Below are 25108 nucleotides of genomic sequence, written 5' to 3' on the forward strand. Positions count from 1 at the left end.
GAGTTTAAGAGGTAGTATTTTGGCTAAAGATGAAATTATTTTGGCGTTTGAATCAAGCTGTGACGAAACGTCGGTGGCGGTAATTAAGAACGGGGACAAGATTCTGAGCAACATCATTGCGACCCAAATCAACAGCCACAAGCGCTTCGGCGGCGTCGTTCCGGAAGTGGCCAGCCGCCACCACGTGGAAGAAATTACCATAATTATTGACGACGCACTGACCGAAGCTGGGATCAGCTACGAAGACGTCGATGCCGTGGCTGTTACGTACGGCCCCGGTCTGGTGGGCTCACTGCTGATTGGGGTGACGGCCGCTAAGACCATCGCCTACGCCCACCACTTGCCCCTCATTCCGGTGAACCACATGGCTGGACACATCTACGCGGCGGCATTTGTCACCAAGCTCCAGTACCCCGTGCTTGCGCTCATGGTTTCTGGTGGGCACACCGAACTGGTCATGCTCACGGGTCCTGCCGAATTCTCCATCATTGGCGAGACGCGGGATGACGCTGCCGGTGAGGCCTACGACAAGATTGGGCGGGTACTCGGCATTTCCTACCCCGCCGGTAAGGAAATCGACCGGCTCGCGCACCTGGGCAAGGACACGTTTGGCTTCCCGCGCGCCATGGACAACAGCGATGACCTCGACTTTAGCTTCAGTGGTTTGAAGTCCGCATTCATCAACACCGTCCACCACGCGGACCAGTTGCACCAGGAGCTCAGCCACGAGGACTTGGCGGCCAGCTTCCAGGCGGCCGTCGTGGACGTTCTGGTCGACAAAACGATGACCGCGCTGCAGGAGCACCCCGTGAAGCAGCTGATTGTTGCCGGCGGGGTCGCGGCCAACCAGGGCCTGCGTGAGGCGCTCGGTGCGCGGCTTGCCACCGAGATGCCTGACGTTGAGCTGATTGTGCCCCCACTGCGTCTTTGCGGCGACAACGCGGCGATGGTCGGTGCGGCAGCCCACATTTTGCGCGGCAAGAACGTGTTCGCGGGGGAAACATTGAACGCTGAACCAAACCTGAATTTTGCGCGCGCCTAGATCATGCGCGACAATTATCATTTTATCCGTGCACAACTAACCAATTGCGGGTAATATAGAACCCCGTTAGCACCAAAGCTGCCCGTTGCGGGCGGTTTGCGGGCTAACGGGGCTTTTTTGTACAAGAGCGAACGTTTGTCCGTTTTTTTTGACCACTCAACTTGCGATAATTAGATATAAGTATTAACGTTGTTGCCAATTAAGCGCGAACGAATAAACGTGTGTAAAAGGAGGGCAAATCCATGCAGGACCTAATTAACACCTTTATGGAGCGACGATCTGACCTGGTTCAGGCATTGGGTCAGCACCTCGAGATTTCAATTGTTGCACTAATTATTGCCATGGCCATTGCGATGCCCCTGGCGTATTGGGGTGTGAACCACGAGCGCGTGTCAGGGTGGCTGCTCCAGATTACGGGGGTGTTGCAGACGATTCCGTCGCTCGCACTCCTGGGGCTACTCATTCCGCTGGTCGGCATTGGCACGGTGCCCGCAATTATTGCGCTGGTGGTGTACGCACTACTGCCAATTTTCCAAAACACCTACCTGGGGCTAACCGGAATTGACCCATCACTGCTCGAGGCGGCCGATGCCTTCGGGATGAAGCGCTGGCGCAAGCTGATTAAGGTGCAACTTCCGCTTGCGGCACCGACCATCATTGGCGGGATTCGCACGGCGATGGTGCTGATTATTGGGACTGCAACGCTCGCCGCCCTGATTGGGGCCGGGGGGCTCGGGTCGTTCATCCTGCTAGGGATTGACCGCAATAACACCAGTTTGATTGTGATTGGGGCCGTCACCTCCGCGCTGCTTGCCGTGGGGCTTAACCTCATCGTCGGCTGGCTGGCGAAGCACCGCTGGCAGTGGACCGCCGCCCTCGCCGCACTCCTTCTGGGGGTTGGCGCCGGGACGGGAATCGCACGGATTGCCACCCAGACGGAAACCATCACCATTGCCGGCAAGCTCGGCGCCGAACCGGATATTTTGATTAACATGTACAAGGAGTTAATCGAACAGGATAACCCGCGGGTGCACGTGCAGCTCAAGCCGAACTTTGGTAAAACCACGTTCCTGTACTCGGCCCTCAAGAAGGGGTCGGTTGACGTGTACCCCGAATTCACCGGGACCGTCCTCGAGACGCTGGTGAAGGTGCCCAAAGCCCAGGCGGATCAGCACCGGTCGGCCCAGCAGACGTATGCACTCGCCAAGCAGCTGATTGCAAAACAAAGTGACATGACCTACTTGCCACCGATGAAATACGAAAACACCTACGCGCTGGCCGTGACGAAGAAGTGGGCCAAGGCCAATGACGTCAAAACCATTAGCGACCTGACCGGCCACAGTGGGAGCCTGCACGCCGGCTTTTCCCTCGAATTCACCGACCGACCAGACGGGTACCCGGGGCTGAAGGCAAAATACGGGCTGAAACTGCCGTACCAGACGCTGGAACCAGCGCTGCGGTACACCGCCATTCGTGACGGGCGGGTGAACATCGTGGATGCCTACTCGACCGACAGTGAGCTGGTGCAGTACCACCTGCAGACGCTCACGGATAACCACCACCTGTTCCCCTCCTACCGCGGCGCGCCGCTGATGCGCAGCAAGTTCGCACAGCAGCATCCGGGGGTCGTGAAGAGCTTAAACAAACTGGCCGGTAAAATTTCGGCAGCGGACATGCAGCAGATGAACTACGACGTGAACGTAAAAAAGCAAAGTGCAGCCCACGTTGCGCGGCACTACCTCGAAACCCACGGACTGCTCAAGAAGGGGGGCAAATAGCGATGGGAACGATGATTGAGTTTGACCACGTCCACAAGGAATTCAACGGCGCCGCCGTAATTCCCGATTTGTCGCTAACCATCCCCGAACGCGAGATTACCGTCCTGGTTGGCCGCTCCGGTTGCGGGAAGACCACGACGCTGAAGATGATCAACGCGCTGATTAAGGCGGACAGCGGCACCATCAAGTACAATGACCGGCTGGTGACCGATTACAACCTGCAGGAATTGCGCTGGCAAATTGGTTACGTATTGCAGCAAATCGCCCTGTTCCCCAACATGACGGTGGCTCAGAACATCGCGGTGATTCCCGAGATGCGCCGCGAATCGGCCGCCGATATTGAGCGGCGGACGCGGGAGCTATTAAGGTCCTGCAGCTTGGACCCGGACACCTACATGAATCGCGCGGTGGACGAACTGTCCGGCGGCGAGGCGCAGCGCGTGGGGATCATGCGCGCACTGGCGGCTGATCCGCCAACGATTCTGATGGACGAACCGTTTAGCGCGCTGGACCCCCTGTCCCGGCGCCAGTTGCAGGACCTTGTGCTGGATTTGCAGACCAAGTTGCACAAGACCGTTGTCTTCGTCACCCACGACATGAACGAGGCCCTCAAGATGGGCGACCACATTGCGGTGATGGATGCCGGCCAGATTGTGCAGGTCGGCACGCCGAGTGAAATTCGCAACAATCCGGCCGATGAGGTGGTGGCAAAGCTGTTTGCCGGCACCAAGCAGGACGATCCGTTCGCGCGGAGCCTAGATGAAATTGTGGCGGACGGGTACGGCGCGTTACAATCAAGTGGGGATGCCGCTGACCTCGTGCCAGCATCAACCAAGCTGGCCGCCGTGATTACCGAGTTGACAAGTGGTCAGACCGTGCGCGTGGCGCGTGCCGGGCAGAAGTACGCACTGACGGCGGGAGATGTGTTGCGGTACCTCACGACGCAGCGGAATTAACCGTGGCAGATTGATTGTTACTCACGAAAGGAGTGGCTTCAAATGGCATTTGACGTAGACGTTGTGGTAATTGGTGGCGGACCAGGCGGACTGGCCGCGGCCCACGCTCTTGCGCGGACCAAGAAGGTTCTGGTTGCCGAGGATAATCTCTGGGGCGGAACCTGCCCGAACTTCGGTTGTGACCCCAAGAAGATGCTTTACGGGGTCACCGAGGCGGTGCGGCAGACGCGCAGCTATGCCGGCAGTGGGGTCAGCGGGGTTGCGCTTGTTGATTGGCCACAGATGATGGCGTTCAAGCGCGGCTACACCGATAGCGTGCCGGCTGGGACCGAGAGTGGCCTAGCCAGTGCGGGCATCGAGCACGTGCACGCCAAGGCGAGCTTCATTGATGCCCACACGCTGCGAGTTGGTGACCGCGTGGTGACGACTGACAAGGTGATTATCGCCACGGGGGCGCACGCGGCGCGGCCAGACATTCCGGGTGCGGAGTTGCTTGAAACGAGCACGGATTTTCTGAGCCTGCCGGACAAGCCGGATGCAATTGGGTTCATCGGTGCTGGCTATGTCGCCATTGAGCTGGCCAACATTGCCGCAGCTGCGGATGTCACCGTGCACGTTTTCCAGCACAATCACCGCATCTTGCGGAATTTCCCGGAAGAATACACGCAGCTGGTCGCAGAGGACCTCGCCCGCAAAGGCGTCATCTGGCACTGGGACACGGAGGTGCAGGAAGTCCGCGACCAAGACGATGGCGTTCAGGCGCACACCACGACCGGTGATTTTGACCTGAACCACCTATACGTGGCGATGGGGCGGCCGGCAAACACGGATGGCCTGAACCTGGACCAAGTGGGTATTAAGCAGGGCAAGGGTGGTATTACAGTAAGCGACCACCTGCAGACCAGCCAGGCCAACGTGTACGCAATCGGTGATGTTGCCGGTAGCAACGTGCCGAAGCTCACACCGGTTGCCGGGTTAGAGGGCCGCTATGTCGCTGGGCAAATCCTGGGCGATAGCAGCGACCCAATCAAGTACCCGGCAATTCCGCACGCGGTGTTTGCTGGTCCCGAACTGGCTTCCGTCGGGGTTACGCTCGATGCGGCCCAGGCTGATCCGGATGCCTATGCGGTCACCACACAGGACGTCGGGTCTTGGTACACCTACAACCGCATTCGGGACACGCGGGCCAAGGTTTCCGTGATCACGCGGCGGAACGACGGCATCATCGTTGGTGCGATTGCCTACGCGACGAACGCTGAGGAGTTAATCAATTATCTCAGCGACATGATTAGTCACGAGACGCCAGCAAGTGACCTAGCGCAGTGGATGCCGGTTTACCCAAGCGTGGCCAGTGATTTGGGCTACTTCTATTAACAAGAATAATCGCCGCCAGTCGCGTTTTGACTGGCGGCTTTTTGATGCACATGTTCATTTTTAGTGCCCATGTGGTGGGCCTTTTGTACTTTTTTGAACAAAGCCAGCGCTTGTTGTTGCCGGGATATGCTATGATAGAAAGCGTCATCATTAATAAAACGATAATGTACATATGTTGGTGTCTGACGGATATCGACCAAGGGAGGTGAGAAGATGGCGACGATTCACGATGTTGCCCGGATTACGGGTTTTTCGCTCGGCACGGTTTCGAACGTGATTAACCGGCCGGAGCGGGTTGCGCCCAAGACGCGGGCAAAGATTGAGCGCGTGATGGCGGAACTGAACTACACGCCGAACGCAATGGCGCGCGGCCTTAGTCTGGGCCAGAGCCGGAACGTCGGCGTCGTGCTTCCGAATAGCCACCACCCTTACTTTGCCCACATTGTGGACGGCATTACCGACGCCGCTTTTCCCACTGGGTACCGGGTGACGCTGCTGCCGACGAACTACGACGAGGGCTTCGAGCGCCAATACCTGCGCGAGTTCCAGCAGAAAATGTACGCCGGCATGATTTTCGTTTCCAGGCAGCTGCCACTGGCGGACCTTGTGAATTATGTTCGTTATGGCCAAATTGTGACGTGCGAAAACGTGGGCGACATGAAAATCACCTCCGTTTATTCCGACCGGACGACGACCTACCGCGCCGCTTTTCGGTGGGTTTGGCAGCGCGGGTACCGCAACGTGGCCCTGCTTGGTTTGCGGGGTCCGGAGCACAGCGAAACCACGCGCGATTTGATGCGGGCGTACGAATATGTTTTCCACGAAGAACTTGACCCGGATCGGTTCCGGCCGGGCGTTTCGAGCAGGCAGGATGGGTACGCGGCGGCGCAGTATTTGGCCACGACTGACCCGAAGATTGACTTTGTGATGGCTAATGGTGATGATATTGCTGCGGGGGTGTACGCGGCGTATAAGGAGCTCGGGGTGAAGATGCCCGGCATTATGGGCACGGAAAACCAGCTGTCTAGTCAGCTGTTGCACCTGCCGACGATTAATCACCACTTGGAGACGCTGGGGCACATTGCCTTTAACCAGGCAATTCGTCCGGGAATTCGGCATCAGCTGGTAAAATCAGACTTTGTTGCGAGGTAATAATTTTGACTGAAAAAAGATTGGCAGTTTTCGATATTGACGGAACGCTCGTCACGATGAAAAAGACGATTTTAAAAAGTACGCTTGCGGCCATTCGGGAGTTGCAGGAAAAGGGCGTGCACGTGGCCATCGCGACGGGCCGCAATTACAAGATGGCCCGCGCGGTGATTGATGAAACGGGCATCCACGACTACATTGTGTGCAACGGATCGGCGTACTACGTGAACGATAAGCTGGTGGCGCAGCGCACGATGGACCAAGATGACATGCGCAAGTTAACGCTGTTCACACGGCAAATCGACACCAACTTCCTCGCCGAAACCGCCGATGAGGTCTACGCCGATAAGCTGCCCGAACCAATGGCGGAAAAGTTGATGGCGGGCTGCCAGACTTTCCCCGTTTTGGGCCACGGCTTTGCCCTCAATCACCCGTTTGTCCAAGGCCTGGCGGTGATGTCACCGGAGCAGGAACAAAGCGTACCGGAATTGAAGCACACGCAGTTCCGCCGCTTTGGTCCTGAGGGGGTCGACGTCCTGCCGGCTGACGGGTCAAAGGCGCGCGCGATTAACGAACTGGCCGGCACGGTTGGCGTCAGTCGTGATAATATCGTGGCCTTTGGGGACAACCAGAACGACAAGGAAATGTTGCATTCTGCCGGCATCGGGATTGCCATGGGCCACGCCACCCCGGACGTCCAGGCCATGGCCGACTGGGTCACGAGTGACTCCGAAAGTGACGGCATTATGCGCGGCCTGCAGCACATTGGTTGGCTCTAAACGCGAATAGGTATTTGGCAAAGCTCGCAGTAGGGGTGCTCACCTCGGCTGCGATTTTTTGTGATTGGGCGCAAAAAAAGCCCACCGCAATGAAGCGATGGACTGTGCTCGTGTATTTGGCATTGATTAAGCTCAGACGCGCAGGGCTTAGTAGTCTTCAAGTGCCAGTGAGGCTTCTTCCCAGATTGATTCCTGCTCGGCAATCTGCTGGTCAAGGTCCTCGATTTCCTTTTGCATGTCGGCCAGTTTGAGGGCGCGGGCAGCATTTTCGGGCTGGGCCATTTCGGTCTCAATCGATTCCTTCTTGGCGGTCAGCTCGTCGATCTTGCTTTCGGCATCATCGGCCTGGCGCTGCAACTTGCGCATCGCCTTTTGGTCTTCTTTGGAGGCTTGGTACGCCTGGTTGGCCGCACTCTGGGCAACAGGTTCGCTGCTTGCAGGGCTTGCCGCCTGGTTTTGCTCGGCCAGCTTCTCCTGGTAGTAATCCCAGTTGCCCAGGTAGGTGGTGCTGCCGGCGGGGGTGATGGCCACGACGCGGCTGGCCAGGCTGTTGATGAAGTACCGGTCATGAGAAACAAACAGGACGGTGCCGTCAAAATCGGCGAGGGCAGATTCGAGCACTTCCTTACTGTTGATGTCCAGGTGGTTGGTCGGTTCGTCCAGGATGAGCAGGTTCGCGTGGTTCAAGGCGAGCTTGGTGAGTAGCAGGCGGGCTCGCTGACCACCGGAAAGGGACGCGACCGTCTTGCCGACGTCATCGGCGGTGAGCAGGAATGCGGCCAGGGCGCTCCGGACTTCTTTTTCGGGCATCATTTTGTGCTCGTTCCACACTTCATCGAGAACGGTGTTGGTTTCTGTCAGGTTGTGTTGGTCTTGGTCGTAGTAACCCGGTTCCACGTTGGCACCGAACTTACTGCCACCCTTCAGGAACGGAATTTGGCCGAGGACGGATTTTAACAGCGTTGATTTACCAACCCCGTTTGGTCCGACAATCGCCAGGCGTTCGCCCTTGGTCAGCTCAAAATCGATGGGACCGGCCATTGGTTCGTCTGGACTGTAGCCAACTGTGGCGTCGCTAACCGTGAGCACCACGTTACCGCTCGGGTGATTGGCCGTGAAGTGGAAGTGGGCACTGGCATCACCGGTTGGTTTTGGCAGGCGCACCATCTTCTCCAGTTGCTTGCGCCGGCTCTGCGCCATCTTGGTGGTGCTGGCCCGGACCAGGTTCTTGTCGACGTAATCTTGCAGCTTGGCGATTTCTTCCTGCTGCTTGTTGTAGGCCTTCCACGCCTGGTCGATGTTAGCGGCGCGCTGCTGGCGGTACTGGGTGTAGTTCCCGTGGTAGTGGGTCGCACCGGTTGGGCTCAGTTCGTAGACTTCATTGACACTGTGATCAAGGAAATACTGGTCATGGCTGACGATGAGGATGGCGCCCTTGTATGCGCGCAGGTATCCTTCCAGCCAGGTGAGTGTGTCGATGTCCAGGTGGTTCGTGGGTTCGTCCAGGATGATGAGGTCGTGGCCCTGCAGCAGCATTTTCGCCAGTGCCAGCCGGCTGCGCTCCCCACCTGACAGGGTTGCAATGCGGTCGTGAAAACGCGCCTCCGGGAAGTTGAACCCAGCCAGGACGTTGCGGATCTCGGCTTCGTAGCCATAACCGTTGCGTTCCTTGAACTCGTGGCTCAGATTATCGTAGGTGGCAAGCGTGTCGTGGTAACGTTTGTCGTCAGTTAACACCGCTGGGTCCGAAAGCTGGGCCTCAAGTTCGTGGAGCTTTACTTCCATTGCGCGTAACTCGCTGAACCCATCAAGCATCTCGGCGTAGATTTCCTTGTCCGAATCAAGCCCAGAGTTTTGCGCGAGGTAGCCAATCGAAATATTCTTCTTGGTGGTGACTGTCCCGTAATCGGGTTCCTTGTCGCCATTTAGGATCTCAAGAAGGGTGGTTTTGCCAATTCCGTTAGGGCCGACAAGTGCAACGCGGCCGCCCTCTTGAATCTGTAGTGAAATATTGGTGAAGAGGTCAACACCGTCAAAGGTGCGACCCACGCCTTGTGCTTGGAGTAGAATCACTTTTTGGTCCTCCGTTAAAAAATGTCTATCTTCTAATATAACACAGGCGGACCGAATACAATAAGTCATGGGGCTTTACGCGGTGGTAAATGGGTGAGTTGTGACCATGAATTATTGGCTAATTTACTAAAAGAAGGTTTAGTGAAAATTGTTCGCATATTGGTGCACAAAGGCATATTTATGCGTCTGTATTAGCAAATTTATCTTGACCGGTTGCTAACTTGTTATACCATATCGGCATATGTGGCATTTTTCTCAGCAAAGAGCGCATTATATTGATGATTGCTCAAAACTTAATATTGCACTTTAATCCAAAAATCGTTATGCAAGCGCTTGTTTTTTAGTGCGCTAACGAATATGATTAACACTGAGATGTGTGTAAAATAACGGGAAAATATATGGGTCATGTGATATTTTGAACGGAGGGTGCTAAATGTCTGGTTCTGCAATTCCAAAAGCGACTGCCAAGCGGTTGCCACTATATTACCGATACTTGTCATTCTTGGCGGAATCCGGCACCGGCCGAATTTCGTCAACTGAACTTGCCGAGGCGGTGAAGGTGGATTCGGCAACGATTCGGCGGGATTTTTCGTATTTTGGCGCGTTGGGTAAACGGGGATACGGTTACGATGTTGGTGCGCTGGTTGAGTTCTTCAAGAAGACTCTGAGTCAAGACCACCTCACGAACGTTGCGCTGGTTGGTCTCGGCGCGATGGGGCACGCACTGCTGCAGTACAACTTCCGCGCGTCCAGCAACATTCGGATTAGCGCCGCGTTTGCGACTGATGCCAAGGTGATTGGCACAATTCAATCCGGCGTGCCGGTATATTCAATGAGTGAACTGAGTAAGCAGCTTGAGGATCAGCAAATCCAAATCGCAATTCTCACGGTCGATGACGAAAATGCGCAGGACTTCGCGGATCAGTTGGTTGGTGCGGGCGTGCGTGGCATTATGAACTTCACGTCGGTGCGGCTGACGGTGCCGAAGAACGTGCACGTGCAAAACATCGATTTGGCGACCGAACTGCAAACAATCATTTACTTCTTGGACAGTAGCAACAAGTAACGCAACGAAGAAGCACTTACAACGAGCCAGGGTTGAGGCAGCGGCGCAAGTGCTTCTTTTTTTGCGTCCTAAATTCCTAAACTTTAGCACTCCTTAATAAAAAGTGCTAAATTGACAAACGCCCGTGCCATGCGGTTTACGGCGCGTTTGACCGATTTACGACCGAAAATTTCACCGTCCGGGGGTTGCAATCCTAAGTGTGCATGTTATAGTAATACTTGTGTTAGCACTTGAGACGAAAGAGTGCTAAAAAATTATTCTTCATGGAGGGATTGTCTTGCTTAAACCATTAGGAGATCGCGTCATTGTTAAGGTGACTGAAGAAGAGGAACAGACTGTTGGCGGTATTGTTCTCGCCAGCAACGCAAAGGAAAAGCCACAAACCGGTAAGGTGATTGCCGTTGGTGAAGGCGCCCTTACCCCAGAAGGCAAGCGGCTACCAATGGCCGTTTCTGAGGGCGATGTAGTGATGTACGACAAGTACGCCGGCTCCGAAGTGAAGTACGAGGGCGAAAAATTCCTTGTTATGCACGACAAGGACATTATGGCAATCGTTAAGTAGATAGCAATTTGAACTGTTAAGTCGCAGCCGCTTGGTTTTGAATTTACGACCAAACGCGTGACTTAGGTAGCATTGAGACACAGAACGCAGGCGCCCGCTTTGCTGGTCAGCATCGGTAGTTAATCAGATGATGCAAGATTGGCTGTGCGCCCCGTTCGACTATACTTGAGGTGAAAAATACAATGGCTAAAGAAATTAAATTCTCTGAAGACGCTCGCGCAGCAATGTTGCGTGGGGTTGATAAGTTGGCAAACACCGTTAAGACCACGATTGGGCCTAAGGGACGTAACGTTGTTTTGGACAAGGATTACGGTTCACCTGAGATTACCAACGACGGTGTGACAATCGCTAAGTCCATCGAACTTGAAGACCGGTTCGAAAACATGGGTGCTAAGCTCGTTTCCGAAGTTGCTTCCAAGACCAACGACATCGCTGGTGACGGGACCACGACCGCAACGGTTCTGGCTCAGTCCATCATCCGCGAAGGCATGAAGAACGTGACCGCCGGGGCTAACCCTGTTGGCATTCGTCGCGGGATTGAACTGGCAACCAAGGCTGCAGTTGACGCACTGCACGCTAACTCCCACACCGTTTCCACGAAGAAGGAGATTGCACAGGTTGCTTCCGTTTCTTCCGCTAACGAAGAAGTCGGGAACCTGATTGCCGACGCAATGGAGAAGGTTGGTAACGATGGTGTTATCACCATTGAAGAGTCCAAGGGGATTCAGACCGAACTTTCCGTTGTTGAAGGGATGCAGTTCGACCGTGGCTACCTGTCCCAGTACATGGTCACCGACAACGACAAGATGGAAGCCGACCTCGACAACCCATACATCCTGATTACCGACAAGAAGATCAGCAACATCCAGGACATCCTGCCACTGCTTCAGGAAATCGTGCAGCAGGGTAAGGCACTTCTGATTATCGCTGACGACGTTGATGGTGAAGCTCTTCCTACCCTTGTTCTGAACAAGATTCGTGGGACCTTCAACGTTGTTGCGGTTAAGGCACCTGGCTTTGGTGACCGGCGCAAGGCAATGCTTGAAGATATCGCAACGCTGACCGGCGGGACCGTTATTACTTCCGACCTTGGCCTTGAACTCAAGGACACCAAGATTGATCAGCTTGGCCAAGCCGGCAAGGTAACCATCACCAAGGACAACACGACGATTGTTGAAGGTGCTGGTTCCAAGGATGCCATCAACGAACGTGTTGCTGTCATCAAGTCCCAGATTGCCGAAACCACGAGTGACTTCGACCGTGAAAAGCTGCAGGAACGCCTGGCAAAGCTTGCCGGTGGTGTTGCGGTTATCAAGGTTGGTGCCGCAACCGAAACTGAACTGAAAGAACGCAAGTACCGCATTGAAGACGCCCTGAACGCAACGCGTGCCGCTGTTGAAGAAGGTTACGTTGCTGGTGGCGGTGTTGCCCTCGTTAACGTCATTCCTGAAGTTGCTAAGTTGAATGAAGACGGCGATGTTCAGACCGGGATCAACATTGTGCTACGTGCTCTTGAAGAACCTGTTCGTCAGATTGTTGAGAACGCTGGTCTTGAAGGCTCCGTCATCGTTGAACGCCTGAAGGGTGAAAAGGTTGGCTTTGGCTTCAACGCCGCAACTGGCGAGTGGGAAGACATGGCTAGTGCCGGCATCATCGACCCAACCAAGGTTACCCGTTCTGCTCTGCAAAACGCCGCTTCCGTTGCCGCTTTGATGCTGACCACCGAAGCCGTTGTTGCCAACAAGCCAGAACCTAAGGACGCCGCTCCTGCAGCTCCAGCTGGTGGCATGAACCCCGGCATGGGCATGATGTAATCTAATCCGGCGCAGACGCAAAGGCGCGGCTGCATTAGATTAACCTGTTGCTGGTGTGCATAGTGCATGCAGCAGTCAGTTTACTTGTTCGATATTCAGTAACCGAAAACAACCCGCCGAGCAATCTGCGGGTTGTTTTCTTGTTTGGGGGCTGGAATTGGAGTAAACTGACATTTACCTTACTATAAATTACGCAGTCGCAATTCGCGGCTTAGAAGGAGTGACGCAAATTATGAAGATTTCAGTTTTCTGCGGCGCCCGCTTTGGCAAGAAGAAGAGCTACGAACAAGTCGCTAATGCCCTGGGTTGGTACATGGGGCGCAACAATATCGAGTTGATTTACGGTGGTTCCCAATCTGGCATTATGGGCACAATTAGTGGGGCGGTACTTGCCGCCGGTGGTGAAGTGACCGGCATCGTGCCCGCGGGATTGTTCACCAGTGAGATTCCGCGGCATGACGCGACCCACAACATCGTAACTAAGGATATTGATGAACGGAAGCGGCTGCTGCTGTCTGAACCAGACGCATTTCTCGTTTTCCCTGGCGGCCTTGGCACCCTGGAAGAGGTCTCACAGGCCCTTTCCTGGATGGCAATTGGGCTACTCCCGAACAAGCCACTGGGGATTTTCAACATGAACCATTTCTACGACGGTCTGCTGACGGTGCTCGATCAGTTCGTTGATCAAGAGTTCGCGGATGCGTCCGTTCTGGACAATGTCTTTGTATCGGATAACTTCGAGGAGCTGATTGGGATGCTGGAGGCAAACGCCGGCGAACTGTCACTTGAAGAAGCAAATTAAACTAAAGGCGTGGGTAGCTGGCGAGTATTCGCTGAGGCAGCTATCCGCGCCTTTTTTCGAAAAATATTTCCCGGGTTATGGGCAAAACGGCTTTACGAAGTCGCATCCATCCGCTACGCTCAAATAAACAGCTAAGAAGGAGCTCAATATGATTCATACCGATGAGCAGATGGATTTGGGAAACGTCGAGCCACTTGATGAGTACGTGCACTGCACCTTTACGGAGACGGACCTCCCCGTGCACGTGAGCGATGTGCGGTTTGAGCGGTGCAGTTTCGCATCGGATCAGGTCCGCAGTGATTTTGTGAACGTGGTGTTTGTCCACTGCGACTTCGCCAATACCGACTTCACCCAGGTGCGATTTGGCGGCGTCAGTTTCACGGACTGCCGGTTACTTGGCGCTGATTTCAGCGATGCCAAGTTCGTGCAGACACGGTTTACTGACTGCCAGGCCCAGATGGCAATCTTCGCCCAGGCGAGCCTGCGGAAGTGCTATTTTCAAAAATGCGACCTAACCGATAGCTCTTTTCAAAATGTGACCACCCGGACGAAGACGCAATTCGATGACTGTCAGTTGGTTAACGTTGACCTGCAAGACACCCTGCTCAAAAACTGGGACGTGCGCACCTCGACCATCCAGAACCTGCAATTCGACCCGGATGATGCTTATGGCTTAACCATTGCGGGGTGGCAGGCCGCGGAGCTCATCGGCATGTTTGGGATTAAGGTGGCTGAGTAACGGCCAAGACAAGCGAATATTTGGTGGGGTGCGGGTGAGTCAGTGCAGCTTCACCTGGCCCAAAAGCTGGAGTATTGATGAAAATCAGCTGTGGGTTTGGGGCAATTTTCATGACCACGGCGCTTTGTTGTAGTAATTTAGCTGGCACAGTGTTAACATACCATTTGTTTACGATATCTTATGAATTCAGGAGTTTGTGCAATGCAACAGCTTAAACGCTTACTCATCGGTCGGCCACTGAAGTCGTCCGAAGAGGGTGGCCAAAAATTAGGTAAGTTAAAGGCCCTAGCAATGCTCAGTTCCGACGCGCTGTCTTCAGTTGCGTACGGGACCGAACAGATTGTTTTGGTGCTCACAACATTGTCGGCCGCGGCAATCTGGTATTCATTACCAATTGCGGCCTTCGTGCTCATCTTACTTCTCAGTTTGACCCTGTCTTACCGGCAAATCATTCACGCATACCCCGGTGGTGGTGGTGCCTACGTTGTTTCCAGCGAAAACCTGGGGACCACTTCCGGCCTGCTTGCTGGGGGTTCACTGCTCATTGACTACATGCTCACGGTTGCCGTGTCCGTTTCCGCTGGTGCGGAAGCAATTTCCTCGGCGATTCCGGCCCTGTACGGACATGAGGTGCTCATTTCCATCATCATCGTGGTGCTGCTCATGGCCATGAACCTGCGCGGGATGAGTGAATCGGCGAACTTCCTGATGGTGCCAGTCTACCTGTTCGTTATCTCCATCACGGCGATGATTGTCTGGGGGCTGTACCGGATTGCCACGGGGGACATCCCCATGCAGGCCCGCGGTGTGGTCGGCAGTGTCGTTCCCGGCATCAGCGCGGCGTTAATCTTCAAGGCCTTCAGTAGTGGTTCGTCCTCACTGACCGGGGTTGAAGCGATTAGTAACGCGGTGCCGTTCTTCAAGAAGCCGCGTGCGCACAACGCCGCATCCACGCTCGCAATTATGGCGACGATTCTCGGGTTCTTCTTCGCCGGGATTACCTTCCTGAACTACTGGTACGGAATTGTGCCAATCGCCAAGGTGACGGTGCTGTCCCAGGTCGCCAGCTTCACCTTTGGCCACGGATTCATGTACTACATCATCCAGTTTGCCACTGCGATGATTCTGGCGGTGGCCGCCAACACTGGGTTCTCCGCGTTCCCAGTGCTGGCCTACAACCTGGCTAAGGACAAATTCATGCCCCACATGTACCAAGACCGTGGGGACCGTTTGGGCTACTCAAACGGGATTATTACCTTAGCCGTTGGGTCCATCATCCTGATTTCAATCTTCCACGGGAGCACGGAACGCCTCATTCCCCTGTATGCGGTTGGGGTGTTCATTCCGTTCACGCTGAGCCAATCGGGGATGATTGTGCACTGGTTGCGCAACCGGACCAAGGGGTGGTTCACGAAGACGCTTGCGAACTTTTCCGGGGCGCTGATTTCCTTTGCCATTCTGGTTATCTTGTTCGTTTACCGTATCGGTGATATCTGGCCGTTCTTCATCATCATGCCCGTGGTCCTATTCATCTTCTACAAGATTCACGATCACTACCAGAAAGTTGCCGAACAGCTGCGGCTGCCAGATGCGGCCGAAGAGGTTGCCCTCCATGATTACGATGGCAGTACGGTGATTGTGCTGGTCGGGAACGTCACCCGGGTTACCCGGGGGGCGCTCAACTACGCCCAGACGATTGGGGACTACGTGATTGCCATGCACGTGTCAATGGATGAAAACCCGAGCAAGGAACAGGAAACGCAGGATGAGTTCAAGCAGGACTTCCCGAATGTGCGGTTTGTCGACGTGCACTCATCCTACCGCTCCGTTCAAGGGCCGACGATTCGCTTCGTCGACATGATTGCGCGCAACGCGGCTAAACGGAACTTTACCACCACGGTTCTGATTCCGCAGTTTGTGCCCAAGGAACGCTGGCAGGATATTCTGCACAACCAAACCACGTTCCGCTTGCGGCGCGCATTTTCCAGCCGGGAGAACATCATCGTGGCGACATACAGTTACCACCTGAAAAAATAAATGCAGACTAAAAAAGTTTGACCAAAATCTTGGTCAAACTTTTTTTGCATCCCCAGCCAGACGTAAGCGTCAGGTTTTGGTTATTAACAACAGGTTACTGTACGGCAACTGTCAGTAACACGACGTCTACGTGGATACTTGCCGGCGGGTTTGCTAGCAGGGCGGCACGTTTATCCGCGGGTGCCTGCCAGGACAGTGGGGTCATCTTGACGATGTCGGTAAAGAGGCTGGAATCGGCCTGGAAGTCGTAGCTGATTGGTTCTTGCGTTGCGTTCGGGTAACGCTCCATGAAGTGGTCGAGTACGCGCGAGTTATCGTAAGTGGCCTTGTCCGTGCCGGCGTAGAGGCCCTGGCGCAGTTCGGTCAGGTAGCCGGCAGCGGGGATGATCTTGTAGATGTGCCCGCCCGGCCTTAGCACGCGCTCGAATTCAGCGTAGGCGCCCGGCGAGAAGATGTCCGTGACGGCAGAAAACGAGTTGCCCGTGAACGGCAGGTGTGCGAGGTCGGCGACGCAAAACAGTGCGGGGGAATCAAGCGCGCCGGCCAGCTTGATGGCGGGGGCGGAAATGTCAAAGCCGACCGTCACGCCATCAGGTTGCGCCAGCTTGGCAGTGGGCGTGCCCTCACCGCACCCGATGTCCAGGAGGCGGTCGCGCGGGTCGAGCTTGGCCGCGATTGCCTGCAGGAATGGGTCAAAGAAGCCGGCTTGGAGCACCCGCCGGCGGGAGGCGAGCATTTCCTCGGTGTATTCCGTTGCCACGGGGGCGTTCAGGAAATTAACGGTCCCCTTTTTGGCCAAATCGTAGCGGTGGTTGTTGGCACAGATGAGGCTGGTGCCCGTGACTGTTAACTCTTCTTGGCACACGGGACAGGCAAACAGGGGCGCTGCAGCCGCCATAGCTGCCGCTTTTTCCTCGATTTTACGCATGAGATCCTCCGATATTCGTCATTATTTTTATTCCAGTATACGCTAAACTACGCGCGGTTAAAAACGCGGGCAGGCCGCGGTGTTAGCGGGGCGGCGGCAATCACGGCGGCAGGATTTGCGTGCCCATTCCCATCGCGGTGGGTCCAGCCAGCGCCGGGTGACGATTATTGTAAATTGTCGCCCGTTTCGTTAGTGGACTTTTAGGATAATTCGCGGGAAAATAGAGCATGAACGCTTTATTTTGCCAAGCGAAATGGATTGTTAATGAGAGGGAAAATTAAATGCCCAAAAAAGTAACCGATACACCGATGATGCAGCAATACAAGGCCGTGAAGGCGCAGTATCCCGACGCCTTTTTGTTCTACCGCATCGGTGACTTTTACGAATTGTTCTTCGATGACGCGATTAAGGGGTCCCAGCTGCTGGAATTAACGTTAACCGCGCGGAACAAGTCGGCGGACAACCCCATCCCCATGTGTGGGGTGCCCCACCATGCAGTGGATAACTATATCAACATTCTGATTGATCAGGGCTACAAGGTGGCCATCTGTGAACAAATGGAAGACCCCAAGCTGGCGGTGGGGATGGTTAAGCGCGCCGTTATTCAGCTGGTCACCCCCGGGACATCAATGAACATCCACCCGGGTGAGGCCAAGAAGAACAACTACCTGAGTGCGGTGCTACCCCTTAATCCCGGGTTCGGCTTTGCGTACAGCGACTTATCCACCGGTGAATTGAAGGTCACCGTCCTTGCTGACTTATTCAGTGTGGAAAACGAGCTGTCGGCACTGGGGTCAGTCGAAATCGTTGTGCCCGAAAACCTGGACGACACGGTCGCAAAGGCGCTCCACAGCGGCGATCGATTGCTGAGTGTGCAAAAAGACGACGGCAAAAAGCACGCCGAAATTAGTTACGTCACCCAGGACCTGGATGATTTGGCCGAAATCGACGTGGTGACCATGCTGATGCGGTACCTGCTCGACACGCAAAAGCGCAGCCTGGCGCACATTCAAAAGGCAGTTACCTACGCACCCGCGGCATTCCTCGACATGGACGCCGATGCCCGCCGGAACTTGGACATTGTTGCCAACAGCCGCACGGGGAAGAAGGCCGGGAGTCTGCTCGGCCTGCTGGATAGCACCCAGACCGCCATGGGTGGGCGGATGCTGCGGACATGGTTGGAACGGCCACTGCTGGATGTCAGCGCGATTAATGAGCGGCAAGAGCAGGTCCAGACCTTGCTTGATAATTTCTTTGAACGCACCGAACTGGCGGATGCGCTGCGCAAGGTGTATGACCTCGAGCGGCTCGCGGGCCGGGTTGCGTTTGGCAACGTGAACGGGCGCGACTTGCTCCAGCTGGCCACCAGTTTGGACCAAATGCCGACGATTGAGGACATTCTGGGGCGAATGGCTGCCCCGAGCATGGCACCGTACCAGCAGCTGGACCTCGTGGGGGACATTGCCGACTTGATTCACCGTGCCATCACCGACGAGCCCCCAATCTCCGTGAAGGAGGGCGGTGTGATTCGGGATGGCTACGACGAGCAGCTGGACCACTACCGCGAAATTTCGCGCTCCAGCAAGACCTGGCTCGCCAATTTGGAAGCAAGCGAGCGCGAGAAGACGGGTATCCACAACCTGAAGATTCGCTTCACTTCGGTGTTTGGGTACTTCATTGAGGTGACCAAGTCCAACCTGGCCAACGTGCCAGAAGACCGCTACGAGCGCAAGCAGACGTTGACCAACGCCGAGCGGTTCATTACCCCGGAACTTAAGGCCAAGGAAAGCGAGATTCTGGAGGCACAGGCCAGTTCCACCGCCCTCGAATACACGCTCTTCACCAAGGTGCGTGACGACATCAAGGAGCAGATTGGCCGGTTGCAGGCATTAGCTGCTAAGGTTGCCGAGCTTGACGTCCTGCAGAGTTTTGCCCAGCTGGCCGAGAACCAGCATTTTGTCCGGCCGGAGATGAGCAAAACCAGTCACGACGTTGAAATCGTTGGCGGCCGCCACCCGGTTGTGGAAAAGGTGATTGGTAAGTCCAGTTACATTCCAAACGATGTGTTCATGAGTGACGGTGTGGACATGCTCCTCATCACGGGGCCCAACATGTCCGGGAAGAGCACGTACATGCGGCAAATGGCGCTCATCGTGATTATGGCCCAGGCGGGGAGTTTTGTGCCCGCGACCAGTGCGAAGCTGCCAATTTTTGACCACATTTTCACCCGAATTGGCGCGGCCGATGACCTGGCGAACGGGCAGAGTACGTTCATGGTCGAGATGCTAGAGGCCAACGAGGCGCTTAGTCACGCGACCAATCGCAGTCTGATTCTGTTTGACGAAATCGGGCGCGGGACCGCCACTTACGACGGGATGGCGCTGGCGCAGGCCATTATTGAGTATCTGCACGACCACGTGCACGCCAAGACGCTGTTTTCGACACATTACCACGAACTAACGGCGCTGGCGCAGTCGCTGCCGCACCTGAAGAATGTTCACGTCGGCGCAACGCTGGAGAATGGTAACCTGGTGTTCCAGCACAAGATGCTCGCAGGTCCCGCCGACAAGTCGTACGGGATTCATGTTGCCAAACTGGCTGGGCTGCCGAATGAGTTGCTGAGACGTGCCGATAGCATTTTGCAGACACTGGAGGGCAAGGAGCAGGTCCAGATTCCGGCCGCTAACGAGCAAACGGAATCCGGCACCACTGCCGTGCAGCCAGACGTGCCAGCGGGGGCGCACGCTGATGCATATGCGGATACGGCCGAACCCGCCGCGGTTGTGGCCGATACGCCGGCAGACGGGGCGGATGAGCAACTCGAATTGTTCGCGCCGGAGCCAGTTAAGCCGGTCAAGACGGCGCGTTCGAAGAAGGAGGAGGCGGTTCTTCGTGAGCTCGCCGACTTTGACCTAATGGGGGCCAACCCGATGGCCGCAATGAACCTATTGTACGGACTGCAGCAGAAACTAAAGTCAGGGAAGTGATCTTGTGCCACAGATTCACGAGCTATCCGAAGCGCTCAGCAACCAAATTTCAGCCGGTGAAGTGATTGAACGGCCCGCGTCCGTGATTAAGGAACTGGCAGAAAACAGTATCGACGCCGGGGCCACCCAGATTGATATCCGGGTGGTCGATGCCGGCCTCACCTTAATGGAAGTAATGGACAACGGTAGCGGGATTGAGCGCGAAGACGTGCCCACGGCCTTCAAGCGCCACGCGACCAGTAAGATTGCGACGGTGCGTGATTTGTTCGCCATCCACTCGCTCGGGTTTCGCGGTGAGGCGCTCGCCTCGATTGCCTCCGTTGCGGATGTGACCCTAGAAACCGCCACGGTGGCCGGTGAAGGGACCCTGGCGCACCTGGTCGGCGGTAAGATGGTCGACCAGCACAGTCAGGCGTTCCGGCAGGGGACTACTATTCGCGTGGCCAACCTGTTCTTCAACACGCCGGCGCGGCTGAAGTACGTGCGCTCCCAGGCGACCGAACTGAGTCACATTGTGGACATTGTTAGCCGCCTGGCGCTCGGGCATCCCGAAATCGCGTTTACCCTGCGCAACGGGGACAAGGTGACCTTCAAAACCACGGGCAACGGCGATATGCAGCAAACCATCGCCGGGGTCTACGGGGTGGCGATTGCCAAATCGATGTTGCCGATTAGCACGTCTGACAGTGATTTTAGTATTAACGGGTTTGTGAGCCTGCCCGACACGACGCGCTCAAGCCGAAACAGCATCACGCTGCTCATCAACGGCCGCTACTTCAAGAATTACAACCTGGTTAAGGGTATCATTGCCGGCTATGGCTCCAAGCTCATGGTCGGCCGGTTCCCGGTTGCCGTTGTGGCGATTGAACTTGACCCGCACCTAATTGACGTCAACGTGCACCCCACCAAGCAAGAGGTGCGCATCAGCAAGGAAAAGGAACTGGCGGAACTACTCAAAACCAGTATTTACGGGCGGCTGAGCAACCAGAACCTCATTCCGGACGCGCTCCACAACCTGAATAAGGCGCCGCGTGGGGGCAAGAAGGCCGAACAGACCAATCTTGAACTCACGCGCAATGCCGACATGGTGCACGAGCGGACGCTGACGGCGCCGCAGCCGGGAAGCACGGCGGCGAGCACCATGGCAACGGGGCGTTCCCTGTTTGGCTTGCCCGCAGACCAAACGGCGCGGCGCAAAACGCAAGACTGGACGCCGGCGGAAGGTGCCAGCAAGCAGGGCGACTCGGCAAGTCAGCCGGCGCCAGATACGGCAAGTCTTGAGCAACCGGCAGCACCTGGGGACGCGGGCAGCGACCTCAGCATCGATCAGCTGGACGCCAGGAGTATTTTCACCGAGCCCGACCGGTTGGCCGAGTGGGACGCAAAGTACGGTCGGCCGGACCCCAAGGTGAGTCCGTTCGGCAATCTGCCGGGTGAAGATTCGCCGGCAGAGCAAGTTGACCTGGGACCAATCGGCAGCACGGAACCATTTCCCGAGCTGCGCTACTTGGGCCAACTGCACGGCACGTACCTGCTGGCGGAAACCGACAAGGCGTTTTACATGGTTGACCAGCACGCGGCCCAGGAACGCATTAATTACGAGTATTATCGCGTGGAAATCGGTAAGGTTGAGCAGGCTCAGCAGCAATTGCTCACGCCGATTGTGCTCGATTATCCGGCCGGGGATGCGCTCAAGATTCGCGCGGCCCACGATGTGCTGGCGCAAGTTGGCGTTTACCTCGATGACTTTGGGCAAAACAGCTTCATTGCTAGCAGTCACCCAACCTGGTTCAAGGCGGGTCAGGAAGAGGACACACTGAAGGAAATGATTGACTGGGTGCTTGCGGGCGGCCACATCACGGTTGCCCAATTCCGGGAAAAGGCCGCAATCATGATGAGCTGCAAACGCGCGATTAAGGCGAACCACCACCTGGATTCACGTCAGGCGCAGGCACTGCTCACCAAGCTGGCCGAAGCCGAAAATCCGTACAACTGCCCGCACGGTCGGCCGGTGCTTGTGTCGTTTAGCAATACAGATTTGGAAAAGATGTTCAAACGAATTCAGGACAGTCACGAAAGCGATAGGTGGAGTGAATAATGATACTTGCAAGCGCGTCGCCGCGGCGACAGGAGTTACTTGGCCGCATCACAAGCGATTTTCAGGCGGTGCCGGCCCAGATTGATGAGCGCGCGCTGCCGCTATTGCCACCGGCGGAGTACGTGTTGGCGCTGGCGCAGGCCAAAAGCCGAGAAGTTGCCGGCCGTTACCCGGGCGAGCGCATTATCGCGGCCGACACGATGGTGGCGTTCGGCGATGAAATGCTCGGCAAACCGGCAGACGAAGATGCCGCCCGCCAGATGATCCGCAAGCTGGCGGGGCAGACCCACCACGTGCACACGGGACTGGTTGTCCGGCAGGCAAATGGGCAGGAAGAAAGCCGCGTCGTCACAACGGCGGTCACCTTCTGGCCGTTGTCTGATGCCGAGATTGAACTGTATCTGCAACAAAACAGCTACATGGGTAAGGCCGGTGCGTACGGTATTCAGGATGATGGGGCCTTTCTCATCAAGAAAATTGATGGTGATTACTACAACGTGATGGGCTTGCCGCTCAGCACTCTGGTGCGCATGCTGTAATTGGGCGCGGCTTGTGCTAGAATTAACTACGAAAATACGTTCGCTATTGGACGTAACTAAATGAAGTCCCGCGGCGCCTTTGCGGTGTGCGGGTGGAGGGTTTCGGATGTATGAATTTTTCCGCGGCAAGGTCGCAGCCGTCGCACCAGATTGTGTTGTTATTGATGTGAATGGCGTTGGCTACCGGTTGCTGGTTGCCAACCCGTACCATTTTCACGTTGGCGAGGAGGCCATGGTTTACGCCCAACTAATCATCCGTGAAAACGAGCAGAGTCTGTACGGGTTCAACGATGAAGAGCAAAAGCGCGTGTTCAACCTGTTGTTGTCCGTGACCGGGATTGGGCCGAAGAGTGCGCTTGCAATCTTAGCCAACGTGGACACGAACGGCCTGGCGCAGGCGATTGCCAGTAACGATGTCGCCTTCCTCACGCGGTTTCCTGGGGTGGGGAAGAAGACCGCGGCCCAGATTGTTCTGGACCTGCAGGGCAAAATCGACAAGCACGTGGACCTGTTCACTCCCGAGGTTGCGGACTCCGCACAGCCTACCAGTTCGAAGTTAAGCGATGCACTGGCGGCGCTGATTGCCCTCGGCTTTACCGAACGGGAAGTTAACAAGATTGAACCAAAACTACTGAAAATGGATCTGAGTGACACCGACGCGTACCTGCGTGCCGGCCTGAAGCTACTCACTAAGCATTAAGACGAAGGTGCGGGTTGCACATTCGGGAAAGGACGCAAATGACGGAGGAAGAACGCCTACTTGCCAGCAGCGAGCAAGATGAAGATGTCGCCGCAGCGAACACACTGCGGCCGACTACGCTTGCACAATACATTGGCCAGGATGCAGTTAAAAATCAGCTAGACGTGTACATTACCGCCGCCAAGAAGCGCGAGGAATCACTTGACCACGTGCTCCTGTACGGCCCGCCTGGTCTGGGGAAAACCACGATGGCGCTGGTGATTGCCAACGAGATGGGTGTGCACATCCGGACAACCAGCGGCCCGGCAATCGATAAGCCCGGGGATCTGGTGGCACTGCTCAGTGAGCTTCAGCCTGGGGATGTCTTGTTCATTGACGAAATTCACCGCCTGCCCAAGGTGGTCGAAGAAATGCTGTATTCCGCGATGGAAGATTTCTACATCGACATCGTGGTTGGCCAGGGTCCAGCGGCGCACCCAGTGCATTTTCCGCTGCCGCCGTTCACCCTGATTGGGGCAACGACGCGCGCCGGGGTACTGTCGGCACCGCTGCGTGACCGGTTCGGGATTTCGGCGCACATGGCGTACTACACGACGGAGGACTTAGCCAAAATCGTGACGCGTTCCGCCGCAATCTTTAACCTCGCAATCGACCCAGACGGCATCAAGGAGATTGCGCTCCGGTCACGGGGAACGCCACGGATTGCCAACCGCTTGCTCAAACGCGTTCGGGATTTTGCGGACGTTGCTGATCTAGAAACCGCGGATGCGGAACTGGTCGACACGGCACTGACCGCACTGCAGGTGGATAACCGCGGCCTGGACACGATTGACCGCAAAATTCTGCGCCTGATGATTGACCAATATAATGGTGGTCCAGTTGGCCTCAGTACAATTGCGGCCAACATCGGGGAAGAAACCGCGACAATCGAAGAAGTCTACGAGCCATATTTGCTGCAAATCGGCTTCATCCAGCGGACACCACGCGGCCGGACGGTCACGCGCGAAGGATACGCACACATGGGCCGGACGTATCCAGAATCTTCAAATCACTAACGCTGTCCGGCAGCGTAAGTCGTTTTGATGAACTAGACCAGTGAGAAGGCTCCGCGTTGTGGGGCTTGCCCTCCGGGTCCGGGCTGGGCCTCGGGTGTGCTTCGCCGTGGTCGCTGTGGCGGTCGTCTGGAGCCGGAAAAGCGCCGTCTCCAGACTAAAAATTTAGCTTTGCATCGTCGCGCCGAAACCTAACTCGTACGATGCTTGGTATGTAATCGAAGCCTCTATCTCGTGCGCAAATTCTGAACGCTCCTCACACAAATCTTAATTTTTCCCTCAAGAAAACACGATGTGCCAACTGCAAAAACCGCAGTCGTCACATCGTGTTTTCTTGTTGCCACAGCTGGGCGGCACACCCGAAGCCCAGCCCGGACCCTCCGGCCAAACCCCACACCGGTCCGCTGGATTGTAGTAAGTACCTCAGTTACCTAGTGCTACTGAACCACAAAAACAACGAAAAGTGTGGAAGATTCTGGTATTACTGTTTCCCAGTTCTGTTGAGACCGCTCAACCAGTCTTTCTTTTAACCAACGCTGTAGCGACTGGGCGGGGGCGGTGCGTGTGTAGTGCGGCTGGGATTTTCCTGTGAAAGCTATGGTGAGAGAAGACCGATGCGGGTTTTGCATCGGG

20 protein-coding genes are annotated in these 25108 nt (G+C 55.8%); 17 read left to right on the plus strand and 3 right to left on the minus strand.

What is annotated here, in order from left to right; translation table 11 throughout:
• The first annotated feature begins 19 nt into the window (after positions 1-19).
• The 6 genes from tsaD (at position 20) to EKN00_RS06935 (ending at position 7078) form a co-directional block, all read left to right on the plus strand.
• A complete protein-coding gene (gene tsaD, locus EKN00_RS06910) occupies positions 20-1042 on the plus strand; it encodes a tRNA (adenosine(37)-N6)-threonylcarbamoyltransferase complex transferase subunit TsaD (RefSeq protein ID WP_127849402.1) in 1023 nt (340 codons plus the stop codon).
• Positions 1043-1284: 242 nt separating this feature from the next.
• On the plus strand, positions 1285-2820 hold the full coding sequence (locus EKN00_RS06915; protein ID WP_127849403.1) for an ABC transporter permease/substrate-binding protein: 1536 nt from the start codon (positions 1285-1287) through the stop codon (positions 2818-2820).
• A gap of 2 nt (positions 2821-2822) precedes the next feature.
• Positions 2823-3776 (plus strand): ABC transporter ATP-binding protein, encoded by a 954-nt coding sequence (locus EKN00_RS06920; RefSeq protein ID WP_127849404.1) that lies wholly within the window; start codon positions 2823-2825, stop codon positions 3774-3776.
• A 42-nt stretch (positions 3777-3818) separates the two neighbouring features.
• Positions 3819-5150: a dihydrolipoyl dehydrogenase family protein gene (locus tag EKN00_RS06925; RefSeq protein ID WP_127849405.1), complete on the plus strand. Its 1332-nt coding sequence runs from the start codon at positions 3819-3821 to the stop codon at positions 5148-5150.
• 213 nt (positions 5151-5363) lie between these two features.
• Positions 5364-6302 (plus strand): LacI family DNA-binding transcriptional regulator, encoded by a 939-nt coding sequence (locus EKN00_RS06930; RefSeq protein WP_127849406.1) that lies wholly within the window; start codon positions 5364-5366, stop codon positions 6300-6302.
• Between the two features lie 5 nt (positions 6303-6307).
• Positions 6308-7078, plus strand: coding sequence for a Cof-type HAD-IIB family hydrolase (locus tag EKN00_RS06935; protein WP_127849407.1), 771 nt, complete (start codon positions 6308-6310; stop codon positions 7076-7078).
• A 147-nt stretch (positions 7079-7225) separates the two neighbouring features.
• On the opposite strand, the gene EKN00_RS06940 is transcribed toward EKN00_RS06935, so the two are convergent.
• Positions 7226-9151, minus strand: a complete 1926-nt coding sequence (locus tag EKN00_RS06940) for an ABC-F family ATP-binding cassette domain-containing protein (RefSeq protein WP_127849408.1) — start codon at positions 9149-9151, stop codon at positions 7226-7228.
• A 433-nt stretch (positions 9152-9584) separates the two neighbouring features.
• Here EKN00_RS06940 and EKN00_RS06945 point away from each other — a divergent pair, with 433 nt between their 5' ends.
• The 6 genes from EKN00_RS06945 to EKN00_RS06970 all read left to right on the plus strand — a co-directional run bounded on the left by EKN00_RS06945 (position 9585) and on the right by EKN00_RS06970 (position 16171).
• Positions 9585-10217, plus strand: coding sequence for a redox-sensing transcriptional repressor Rex (locus EKN00_RS06945; RefSeq protein ID WP_127849409.1), 633 nt, complete (start codon positions 9585-9587; stop codon positions 10215-10217).
• Between the two features lie 277 nt (positions 10218-10494).
• Positions 10495-10779 (plus strand): co-chaperone GroES, encoded by a 285-nt coding sequence (groES, locus tag EKN00_RS06950; protein ID WP_127849410.1) that lies wholly within the window; start codon positions 10495-10497, stop codon positions 10777-10779.
• 182 nt (positions 10780-10961) lie between these two features.
• Positions 10962-12593 (plus strand): chaperonin GroEL, encoded by a 1632-nt coding sequence (gene groL / locus EKN00_RS06955; RefSeq protein ID WP_127849411.1) that lies wholly within the window; start codon positions 10962-10964, stop codon positions 12591-12593.
• Between the two features lie 232 nt (positions 12594-12825).
• Entirely contained in the window at positions 12826-13395 is a 570-nt protein-coding gene (locus tag EKN00_RS06960; RefSeq protein WP_127849412.1) for an LOG family protein, read from the plus strand.
• A 148-nt stretch (positions 13396-13543) separates the two neighbouring features.
• Positions 13544-14134, plus strand: a complete 591-nt coding sequence (locus tag EKN00_RS06965; protein ID WP_127849413.1) for a pentapeptide repeat-containing protein — start codon at positions 13544-13546, stop codon at positions 14132-14134.
• A 201-nt stretch (positions 14135-14335) separates the two neighbouring features.
• Entirely contained in the window at positions 14336-16171 is a 1836-nt protein-coding gene (locus EKN00_RS06970) for an APC family permease (protein WP_127849414.1), read from the plus strand.
• Positions 16172-16265: 94 nt separating this feature from the next.
• Here the strand turns inward: EKN00_RS06970 and EKN00_RS06975 are convergent, their stop codons facing one another.
• Positions 16266-17099: a methyltransferase domain-containing protein gene (locus EKN00_RS06975; protein ID WP_127849415.1), complete on the minus strand. Its 834-nt coding sequence runs from the start codon at positions 17097-17099 to the stop codon at positions 16266-16268.
• 281 nt (positions 17100-17380) lie between these two features.
• On the opposite strand from EKN00_RS06975, the gene mutS reads away from it, so the two are divergent.
• From mutS to ruvB, 5 genes are all read left to right on the plus strand, one after another.
• Positions 17381-20086, plus strand: a complete 2706-nt coding sequence (gene mutS, locus EKN00_RS06980; RefSeq protein WP_127849416.1) for a DNA mismatch repair protein MutS — start codon at positions 17381-17383, stop codon at positions 20084-20086.
• 4 nt (positions 20087-20090) lie between these two features.
• Positions 20091-22184: a DNA mismatch repair endonuclease MutL gene (mutL, locus tag EKN00_RS06985; protein ID WP_127849417.1), complete on the plus strand. Its 2094-nt coding sequence runs from the start codon at positions 20091-20093 to the stop codon at positions 22182-22184.
• On the plus strand, positions 22181-22723 hold the full coding sequence (locus tag EKN00_RS06990) for a Maf family protein (RefSeq protein WP_127849418.1): 543 nt from the start codon (positions 22181-22183) through the stop codon (positions 22721-22723). The genes mutL and EKN00_RS06990 overlap by 4 nt, the downstream gene beginning before the upstream one ends.
• A gap of 106 nt (positions 22724-22829) precedes the next feature.
• On the plus strand, positions 22830-23423 hold the full coding sequence (ruvA, locus tag EKN00_RS06995) for a Holliday junction branch migration protein RuvA (RefSeq protein ID WP_127849419.1): 594 nt from the start codon (positions 22830-22832) through the stop codon (positions 23421-23423).
• Between the two features lie 38 nt (positions 23424-23461).
• Positions 23462-24478 carry a Holliday junction branch migration DNA helicase RuvB gene (gene ruvB, locus EKN00_RS07000; RefSeq protein WP_127849420.1) on the plus strand — a complete coding sequence of 339 codons (1017 nt, stop codon included), beginning with the start codon at positions 23462-23464 and terminating at the stop codon, positions 24476-24478.
• Positions 24479-24912: 434 nt separating this feature from the next.
• Here the strand turns inward: ruvB and EKN00_RS10990 are convergent.
• Positions 24913-25108: hypothetical protein (locus tag EKN00_RS10990; protein WP_206611269.1), on the minus strand; the 196-nt coding region annotated here is incomplete at its 5' end.

This window comes from Lacticaseibacillus hulanensis (assembly GCF_004010095.1).
Classification (GTDB): Bacteria; Bacillota; Bacilli; order Lactobacillales; family Lactobacillaceae; genus Lacticaseibacillus; species Lacticaseibacillus hulanensis.